Consider the following 9,364-nt stretch of genomic DNA (forward strand, 5'->3'; position numbering starts at 1 on the left):
TGAGGGTGAATATTATGATTTACAGAACTTATTATCTGTCTTCACTTTGAAGAATGCTGCTGGCTGCTGATGATATGGGGCTTGTGGGCGCCTGGTTTGAGGGGCAGAAGTATTTTGGAGAATTTCCAGGACACAGGAATTTTGTTTTTGAGGAAAAGGAAAACCATATTTTAAAAAATGCTCTGCGCTGGCTGGATATTTATTTCAGTGGGCAAAAGCCGGATTTCCTGCCGAAGCTTCATTTGATCGGAACAGATTTTCAGAGAGAAGTGTGGGATATTTTACTGGAAATTCCTTACGGTCAGACAGTTACTTACGGAGAGATTGCCCGCAAAATAGCTGATAAACGTGGGCTGAAAACCATGTCTGCCCAGGCAGTTGGCGGTGCAGTTGGACATAACCGGGTTTCCGTGATCGTCCCCTGCCACAGAGTTATAGGTTTAGATGGAAGCCTTACCGGTTATGCCGGAGGGATTGAGCGGAAAATCAGGCTGCTTAATATTGAACTGCCTGATCTTATCCGGACAATTCCTAAATTTTAACTATAGCAATTCCCGCTCTCTACTTTACTTGCTATAAATTCAGACAACTGCCATTCTTTTTCTTCTGTCTTTATATGCCAGAAACAGAATCGTCAGAAATGTAAGCGTCTCCGCTGCAAAAAGAGAGAGCCAGATTCCATTTAATCCAAATAATTTCGCAAATATAACTGCGCAGATAACAATGGCAACAATTCCTCTCAGGAATGAACCGACAATCGCGATTTTCGGTTCATCTACTGCCGAGAAATATGCCACCAATACAACATTGATTCCTGCCACTATAAATCCAAGGAAATACAGACGCAGTCCTGTATGTGCATAATTCAGCAGCTGAACATTGTTTTCACTGTTGAAAATGCCAATCAGCGGGTCAGTTGCTGTCCAGATGATCAACTGGATCAGTGCTTCTACTGCAAGGCATACGAGCAGGCTCCATTTCAGAAGTTTTTTTACCTGAGTAGGCTGACCTTTTCCGTAGCTTTCACTGATCAGAGGCTGTGCTCCCTGGGCCAGACCGTTGAAGATTGCAAATGCCACGATAGAAAGGTTTGCCACAACTCCATAGGCTGCTACACCCACATTTCCCGCGATTCCCAGGATCAGGAAGTTAAATACAATGGCGATCACACCGGAAGACAGTTCACCGACGAATGCGGAAACTCCCAGCTGACAGCAGGAAATCAGGTGTCTGAATGACGGTTTTTTCCAATGGAATTCTACATGGTTTCTGCTGCTTCTGTAGTGTATGGTACAGACACTCATTGTTACAATCGGACAGATTGCAGTAGCCAGTCCTGCTCCGGAAAATCCCAGGCCGACAGGGAACATGAATATGTAATCAAATACAATGTTAAAAATACTTCCACTGATAGAACCGATCATTGCAATAGAAGGCGCTCCATCGTTTCTGGCAAATGCAGTAAATGTATAATTTGACATGAAGAATGGTGTTGCAATCAGAATAATTCTCATGTAGTTTCGTCCAAGTCCGATCAGTCCGGCATCTGCACCCAGCAAAGCCAATGCCTTGTCCGGAATGAAGATTCCGATCAGCATAAATGGAACTGCAGCCAGTATGCTCCAGGTTACTGACTGTACGAAATAATAATCTGTGTTTTCTCCTTTTGCCCTGTTTATGGCATACCTGGTAGCGGAACCAATCCCGATCATAGCCCCAATCGCATAGATCAGTCCATAAACCGGCAGGATCAGATTGAGAACTGCCAGTCCGTCAGCACCGGAATATACCGAGATAAAGAAAGTATCTGCCAGAACATAAACGGAAATCCCGATCATTCCGGCAACACTCTGGGTTACATATCTGGTGAATCTTTTCAGCATAATTCTTGTTTCCTTCCGTAAAGACTTGCCTTCTATTATATCTGTATTTTAAGAAATAGCAACAAAAAACTCCTCTCCATCGCAGTGCGATCCTACCCGGAGGGCTTTTTTATGTTATAGAAACATTACGGAGTAATTTCCTATAACATAAAATAATCTACAGGTATAGATATTTATAGCAGTTCCCGTAAATAATGCATCCGAGAAAGCTGCTATAGATATCTACAATAACAGATAAATTTATATCATTCTGATGAAATATTATATTTCATTTTTCACGTTAATGATATAAAATTATCAATGTAAATATCAGGGCATATTCGAATAATCATTTCTAAACTTTTTCAAATATGCTCAGGAAAGGAACTTTTATACTAATGAAAACCAAGATTCAGGATATGACCTCCGGTTCACCGGGGCGGTTGATCATTCTTTTTGCAATTCCCCTGATGCTGGGGAATTTCTGTCAGCAGCTATATACAATGGTTGATACCATGATTGTTGGACAGGTTGCAGGTGTGGAGGCTCTTGCCGCACTGGGTGCTGTTGACTTTCTGATGTGGGTTGTCACAGGAATATCCACAGGACTCACTCAGGGATTTTCTATTCAACTCTCCCAGTATTATGGGGCAAAGGATTTCGAAAATCTGCGTAAATCTCTGGCTCACAGTTACCGGCTGACCGCATTCATCGCAGCCGGAGTATTGATTCTCAGCCAGTCATTTGCTTCGCTGGTATTAACAGGGCTGCATACACCTTCCAATATTATCGGAATGTCTCTGTTATATCTGCGCATCATTTTCTGTGGAATCCCCGCCACAGCAGCCTATAATATGTTTGCCTCTGCCCTAAGGGCTATGGGAAACAGTAAAACACCGCTGACCGCAATGATCATCGCATCTGTGCTGAATGTCTCACTGGACATCCTTTTTGTGGCAGGCTTCGGATGGGGTGTGGCAGGAGCAGCAATCGCAACTGTGATCGCACAGAGCTTCTCCGCTGTTTACTGTTTCCTGATTTTACGCAGAATTGATATCGTTCATCTGACCAGAGCAGATTTTATGCCTGCCTCCGGCATGAATGCCCGCCTGATGAAGCTTGGTATTCCTGTTGTATTCCAGAATATCATCATCGGTGTGGGCGGTCTGGTAGTCCAGTATGTAATCAATGGCTACGGTTTCCTTTTTGTAGCAGGATTTACAGCTACAAACAAGCTTTATGGTCTGCTGGAAATGGCTGCTATTTCCTATGGATATGCCATCGTTACCTATGTGGGTCAGAATCTGGGAGCCAGAAAGATTGACAGGATCAGAAAAGGTGTCCGCAGCAGTATGCTGCTTTCCCTGCTTACCTCACTAATCATTTCTGCTGCCATGTTTTTATTTGGAAAAAATATTCTCTCACTTTTCATCTCAGGTGAACCGCAGCAGACACAGCAGGTACTTGCAATTGCTTTTAAATACCTCTCTATTATGGCTGCCATGCTCTGGGTTTTGTACTTCCTGTACGTGTACAGATCTGCACTTCAGGGGCTGGGAGATACCTTAATGCCTATGGTAAGTGGTATGGCTGAATTTGTCATGCGTATCAGTGCTGCACTGATTCTTCCCCATTTTATCGGACAGGACGGTATTTTCTTTGCAGAGATTGCAGCATGGAGCGGAGCCACTGTGATCTTATGCATCAGCTATTATGTACGGATGCATAAATATCATAAAAAAACAGGCACATAGTCCCGGATATCCGGTATATGTGCCTGTGAGGCGTGTAAAATTATGTAAGATTCTTAATCCATTTATATTTCTTATAATGTTTATAGACCACCGGCAGTTTAATGATCTCGTCCAGATTGAGTACAAAGTAGACAAACATAACCGGCAGTTTCAGGATAAATGCGCAGATGCATCCCAGAGGAACGGTGATACACCACAACGTTATGGAATCACACAGCATTCCAAATTTGGAGTCTCCGCCTGCTGCGAAGATTCCGCCTATTGTCATACAGTTTGCTGATTTTCCTGCTATGTAATAGGAAGAGATCAGCAGCATTTTTTGCAGATATCCGCGGGCTGTCGGGGTGAGATCTACCATTTTTGTGATAAATGGGGACAAGATGATCAGGACAAGGCCTGATATAATTCCTGCAATAATCGCAGTTCTGGTAAGTGTTCCGCCTGCCTCCTTTGCTTCCTGCAGGCGGTCTGCACCAAGACGATTTCCCACTATGATACTGCCTGCATTTCCAAGTCCGAGGCAGAAACATACAACAAGATTTTTTGAAATATTTGCTATTCCATTGGCGGCAACGGCATCCGTTCCCAGATGTCCCATAATCACAGAATACATGGAAAAACCTATTCCCCATGCAAGATTATTGATCAGTAACGGAACAGCTTTCTGCCAGAAACGGCCAAATAACCTTTTTTCACAACTTCTGAGACTGAATTTCACAGCTCTGATCCTGCACAATACATAACCAACACTCCATAAGAACTGTACAACTGTTGCAAGTACGGTTGCCAGTGCTGCACCTTTAATTCCCATCTTCGGAAAGCCGGACAGGCCAAAAATGAAAACAGCATTCAATGCGATATTGAGAATTACCATAACCCCATTGATCAGGGTGCTCATATTTACTGCACCACAGTTCTTCATGACTGCCAGGAAAGTCTGTGCAATTCCCGAAAACACATAGGAAATACCGATGACTCTTAAATACTCACTTCCCAGAACGATCAGAGTTTCCTCATTTGTCAGGATTCTCATGAGCTGTTCCGGAAAGAAAAGGGTTCCTGCCAGAAATACCACTGCAATACATCCACATATCTTTGTCACAAGGCTGAACACCTGGGAAATACCTGTGTAATCCCCTTTCCCATAATATTGTGCCACAAACATATTCTCGCCTGCCATAAATGCAAACATAAACAGATTAAATACAAAAGTAACCTGTGTGGCCAGTGATACAGCTGACATGGCATCCTGGCTTAACTTTCCCAGCATGATCGCATCACATGCTCCGACCAGGGCTGTCATGAACTGCTGAAGTGCGATCGGAAATGCTAGCCTGACTATTTCTTTTCGTAAACTTCGTTTACGCTCATCCATTATCTTTTTTTGCTCCTGTATAAAATATTAATGATACTCATCAGTCAATTTTCAGAATCATATTCAGGATTCTTCTTGCGCTGCGACAGATTTCTTCTTCAGTAATAAAACCTTTTTCGTAAGCTTCTTTTATGCGTTCCGGATATCCTGCTGCCATCTTGATATCGTTTCCTGCCTTTGTTTCACGGTAATGCTCTCCGAAGGTCCACCAGTCTGTTGTAACCAGTCCGTCGAATCCCCATTCATCCCGGAGAATACCTGTCAGGAGTTCTTTGTTCTCTGAAGCGTGGATGCCGTTGATCAGGTTATAGGAGGACATAATTGTATATGGATGAGCCTCTTTTACAATGATCTCAAACTGTTTCAGATAAATCTCACGGAGTGCTCTCTCTGATACTCTGGAATCAGAATCCTTACGGTTTGTCTCCTTATTATTGGCTGCAAAATGCTTCACACTTGCTCCGATATGCTGAGACTGGATGCCTCTTACCATAGCTGCACCTGTCTTTCCTGCAAGGTACGGATCTTCAGAATAATACTCAAAGTTACGGCCACAGAGCGGGCTTCTGTGGATGTTGCAGGCAGGAGTAAGCCAGATACTGATATTATTTTCTTTTACTTCTTCTGCTCCTGCTTTACCAACTTTCTCTACCAGTTCTTCATCCCAGGTGCTGGCAAGTAGTGTGGCACATGGCCAGGCAGTTGTGTTCACTCCGCATTTCGGAAGAATACGAAGTCCGGCTGGTCCGTCTGCAGTCATCACATTCGGGACTCCGTATTCCGGAAGATTTCCCATTCCAAATGTATTGGCACATCCTGTGTTTGGCTGTCCGCCAAGGAGATTGATACAGTCATCCAATGTCAGGATATCCATAAACTCATCTAATGTCATTTTACCATCTGCTACATCAGAGAAGCGAACTCCCTTGGAATCAAGAAAATCAAGAAAGTCTATTCCTTTTTGTCCTCTTGTATCAGGGCATGGAAGACCGATGGCATATTTATCCTGTCTCGGAAGTCCTTCTTCTTCCACATATTCACGCTGTGGAAGTTCCTCATAAGAACCGTCCGCAAGCATACGTTTCTGAAGATGATATGGCGCTGCTTTCCGGCTTAACTGCTCAGTTACTGTGTCTTCTTTTACTACATATGTAAAGTCGATCTTCGCTGCATCTCTTACATTTGTACCGATATAGATCGCATATTCTCCTGCCTCCAGAACATAGGCTGATCTGCATACTTTACCCAGATCATCGTAGGATGCCATCTGATTCACAGGAATTTTCAGGGTAAGGATCTGACGTTCACCCGGCTGAAGAAGACTGGTCTTTTTGAATGCCCCCAGTACTTTCGCAGGCTTTCCAAGTTTCCCCTGTGGTGCTCCGTAATAGAGCTGGATAACTTCTTTTCCTGCTGTTTTTCCTGTATTGGTTACTTCAGTAAGAACCGTGATCACACCGTTTTCTTCGGAAGCACCAGTCATCTTCCAGTCGAAGTCTGTATAGGAAAGTCCAAACCCAAACGGATAATTTACTCTTTCCGCTGCACCCGGAATTGTTTCAAAGTAACGGTATCCCACATAGATATCTTCTGTGTAATCTACATAGAATGCAGACTCATGGAAGTTTGCTGTGGATGGATAATCTTCCAGATCTTTTGCATAAGTATCGGATAATTTACCAGATGGATTAACATCACCACAAAGTATATCTGCTGTTGCAAGACCACCTTCCATACCGCCCTGCCATGCCATCAGTACTGACTGGATCTCATCACAGTCTCTGAACCATTTCGTGTCCACGATACCGCCAACATTCATCACTACGATTACATGTGGGAATGCTTTCTTTACTTTCTCTACCATGGCATTCTCTGCATTTGTCAGGCAGAAATCACCGTTTTCAAAAATCTTCGCTGACAACTCGGAGTTTCTTTTTTCCTCTCCGTCAAGAACGTATCCATCCTGTGCTGCTTCACATTTTCTGTCCCATCCTTCGCCTGAAAAACGGCAAATGGTAATTACTGCAGTATCTGTATATTCTCGCGCTTCATTCAGAAGTTCATCCGGGAGCTCCGGCTCAACTGTCATACCTGGTACTGCACCATCTGCGTATTGTTTCTGAATATCTTTTTCATAATATTTCGCAAGTTTATCGAAAACTTCTACTTTTCCCTCATCCTCTTTAATCTTCATGCCCTCATAAAGATTACGGATGTATTCTACAGTTACATCGCCGCTTCCTCCGCCGCCTTTTACGTAGTCTACAGTACCCTTACCAAAGAGTGCGACTTTCGTCCCTTTCCGAATCGGAAGTGTATTTTTCTCATTTTTCAGAAGAACCATTCCCTCTCCTGCTGCCATTCTGGAAAGTGCAATATGTTCTTTACTTCCTGTAACTCTTCGTCCATCTTCCCCCAGCGGAAGCACTGGCTGAAAAAAGCTTCTCTGCCATTTTGCCATTATTTTAATCCTCCCTTAATTCTCCTTAATCAAGCAGATAAAATCATCCGCTTCGCTACTTGCCTGATTTGGTTAAAGTTCTTCCTTCAAAAATGCAAAAGGTTCTTCATCCCGAAGGAAATGCATAAGCTGATATGCACACATGATTGCTACATTTTCTTCACGCAGAATCCTCTTTACTTCTTCTCTGTCAGCAAGTACAACTTCAATTTCTTCGGAATCCTCCTGTGCCGCTTTACTGATCTCGCCTTCCGCGTAACCGTAAACAGTCGCGCAGGATTCATCTGTCATACCAACCGTTGTGAAATATGGTTTTTCATATGCAGGATCTACTTTCAGAGGTGTGAATTTCAGTCCTGTTTCCTCGTACATCTCTCTTACTGCACCCTCATGAAATTCTTCATTCGGTTCTACCAGACCTGCCGGGAATTCGTAGATATATCCGCCGATTGCGTATCTGTACTGACGTACTAATACAACTCTGTCTCTCTTTTCCCCATAAAGACTGTAAATGATCACGCCATCCGGAGTGTTTTTACCTGTTTTTATCTTTAATTCGTTAATACTCTTCGCACGTGATGCCACGAAATATGACACAGGAGTGTTGTGAACACTTGTTGCATTTAAATGATACAAATTCAAAAATTTACAGTCTGTCAGTCTGTCAGTTTCTCAATATTGTGTATCTGTCCCATAATGGATACTTCCTTTCGCTTTCTATACCTCTGTTGATTATCACAGCCAGTTTTCTTCTATCTCTGTTTTTAATTCGCAAAACATCTGATAAAACTCTTCTTTTGCATCAGCTATAATTCCTAACGCAATTTTCTGATTGTAAGAATGTGTAACATTATTTCTTGCCTGCAATGCACGAAGCCACTGCTCCTCATCTCTTATCATCCCGGCTTTATAGGCAGTCTTCAGAATGATTTTCGGTGAACCTGTTGCTCCCTCTGCATATCCATGAATCTCCAGTATTTCTTTCATCATTTTCCATGACTGCTCAAAACAAATTTCATACAATCCTACGAGTCCGGTAATCACTACATTATCATATGGTTCTTCATAATTATAAATATCTTTCATGTTAGACAGTGAATTGCAGAAATTCTCATATTTTCTCATACAAAATCCTCCCTTCCTTCTCTATAGATTCTCTTAATTCATCCTGCATGTCACGATCAAGATTTACAATATCATACTCCAGAAGAGTACTTGTCTCTTCATCCACATCTAACGCAAACCTTGCAAAATCTCCTCCTGTGACTGCAATATCTATATCACTTGTTCTTCTGAAATCCCCTCTTGCTCTCGAACCAAAAAGAATTACTTTTTCAATATCATATTTTTGCGCAAGGTTTCGGATTTCTTCTATAACTTCCGGTCTGATTCCTGTATCATTCATTTTATAAACCTCACATTCCGATGTTTATATCGTATGTTTTATCTTACCATATTATCGTATCTTTTTTAAGTCTGTCTGACAATTTCCGTAATTATTTTTTGCACATCAAAAAAAGAACAACTGCAGACTTTTCATCATACGGCTGTTCTTCTTTTTTTATTTATTGAGAATGTTAGTTTCCTCTTTATCTATCAAATGTAAGATCAGTCTCCCTTGAGAACTACACGGATTCTCTTATAGATCAGGAATACGATCAGGGATGTCAGAGCATATTTGAATATGTTGAATGGGAAAATGATCATTGCTGCAAATGTAAGAAGATTATTTACAGAACTGTGTACTGCACTTCCCATTTCGATAAATGCTTCTACCGGCATTCCAAAAGCCTTTCCATAAGCCGGAAGTAACACGAATGCATTGATAAAGCATGCAACTACTGCTGTAAGTACGGTTCCAACTGCCATTCCGATCACTGCATGTTTTCTGCTCTTAACAGATTTATAGCGG

Annotated in this window: 9 protein-coding genes; 2 read left to right on the forward strand and 7 right to left on the reverse strand. The window is 42.3% G+C overall.

The genetic code is table 11. The annotated features are described in order from the left end of the window. Nucleotides 1–53: 53 nt before the first annotated feature. Entirely contained in the window at nt 54–542 is a 489-nt protein-coding gene (locus tag ACTNES_RS17315; protein WP_441040208.1) for a methylated-DNA--[protein]-cysteine S-methyltransferase, read from the forward strand. Between the two features lie 39 nt (nt 543–581). Here the strand turns inward: ACTNES_RS17315 and ACTNES_RS17320 are convergent, their stop codons facing one another. Then, nucleotides 582–1,883 carry an MATE family efflux transporter gene (locus tag ACTNES_RS17320; RefSeq protein WP_441040209.1) on the reverse strand — a complete coding sequence of 434 codons (1,302 nt, stop codon included), beginning with the start codon at nt 1,881–1,883 and terminating at the stop codon, nt 582–584. 377 nt (nt 1,884–2,260) lie between these two features. Between ACTNES_RS17320 and ACTNES_RS17325 the strand changes: the two genes are divergently transcribed. Next, nucleotides 2,261–3,616: an MATE family efflux transporter gene (locus ACTNES_RS17325; RefSeq protein WP_441040210.1), complete on the forward strand. Its 1,356-nt coding sequence runs from the start codon at nt 2,261–2,263 to the stop codon at nt 3,614–3,616. Between the two features lie 40 nt (nt 3,617–3,656). Here the strand turns inward: ACTNES_RS17325 and ACTNES_RS17330 are convergent, their stop codons facing one another. The 6 genes from ACTNES_RS17330 to ACTNES_RS17355 all read right to left on the reverse strand — a co-directional run. Beyond that, the gene (locus tag ACTNES_RS17330) at nt 3,657–4,991 is read right to left on the reverse strand and encodes an MATE family efflux transporter (RefSeq protein ID WP_291816447.1); all 1,335 of its coding nucleotides are present in this window, start codon (nt 4,989–4,991) and stop codon (nt 3,657–3,659) included. 40 nt (nt 4,992–5,031) lie between these two features. Then, nucleotides 5,032–7,452: a glycoside hydrolase family 3 protein gene (locus tag ACTNES_RS17335; RefSeq protein WP_291807600.1), complete on the reverse strand. Its 2,421-nt coding sequence runs from the start codon at nt 7,450–7,452 to the stop codon at nt 5,032–5,034. A gap of 72 nt (nt 7,453–7,524) precedes the next feature. Beyond that, complete coding sequence (locus tag ACTNES_RS17340) at nt 7,525–8,112, reverse strand: NUDIX hydrolase (protein ID WP_441040212.1); 588 nt, start codon at nt 8,110–8,112, stop codon at nt 7,525–7,527. Between the two features lie 75 nt (nt 8,113–8,187). Beyond that, the gene (locus tag ACTNES_RS17345) at nt 8,188–8,577 is read right to left on the reverse strand and encodes an HI0074 family nucleotidyltransferase substrate-binding subunit (RefSeq protein WP_118566675.1); all 390 of its coding nucleotides are present in this window, start codon (nt 8,575–8,577) and stop codon (nt 8,188–8,190) included. After that, nucleotides 8,564–8,857: a nucleotidyltransferase family protein gene (locus ACTNES_RS17350; protein ID WP_008706339.1), complete on the reverse strand. Its 294-nt coding sequence runs from the start codon at nt 8,855–8,857 to the stop codon at nt 8,564–8,566. Before ACTNES_RS17350 ends, ACTNES_RS17345 begins: the two co-directional genes overlap by 14 nt. Nucleotides 8,858–9,060: 203 nt before the next feature. Further along, nucleotides 9,061–9,364 (reverse strand): ECF transporter S component (locus ACTNES_RS17355; RefSeq protein WP_441040211.1); only part of this gene is annotated, 304 nt, incomplete at its 5' end.

Source organism: Blautia sp. HCP3S3_D9 (genome assembly GCF_052063845.1).
In the GTDB taxonomy this organism is placed as follows: domain Bacteria; phylum Bacillota; class Clostridia; order Lachnospirales; family Lachnospiraceae; genus Blautia_A.

What these genes read in the sequence shown, in the direction of transcription:
- ACTNES_RS17345 (WP_118566675.1), bottom strand. Translation starts at nt 8,577, where the DNA reads ATGAGAAAATATGAGAATTTCTGCAATTCACTGTCTAACATGAAAGAT.
- ACTNES_RS17315 (WP_441040208.1), top strand. Translation starts at nt 54, where the DNA reads ATGCTGCTGGCTGCTGATGATATGGGGCTTGTGGGCGCCTGGTTTGAG.
- ACTNES_RS17330 (WP_291816447.1), bottom strand. Translation starts at nt 4,991, where the DNA reads ATGGATGAGCGTAAACGAAGTTTACGAAAAGAAATAGTCAGGCTAGCA.
- ACTNES_RS17350 (WP_008706339.1), bottom strand. Translation starts at nt 8,857, where the DNA reads ATGAATGATACAGGAATCAGACCGGAAGTTATAGAAGAAATCCGAAAC.
- ACTNES_RS17325 (WP_441040210.1), top strand. Translation starts at nt 2,261, where the DNA reads ATGAAAACCAAGATTCAGGATATGACCTCCGGTTCACCGGGGCGGTTG.
- ACTNES_RS17335 (WP_291807600.1), bottom strand. Translation starts at nt 7,452, where the DNA reads ATGGCAAAATGGCAGAGAAGCTTTTTTCAGCCAGTGCTTCCGCTGGGG.
- ACTNES_RS17320 (WP_441040209.1), bottom strand. Translation starts at nt 1,883, where the DNA reads ATGCTGAAAAGATTCACCAGATATGTAACCCAGAGTGTTGCCGGAATG.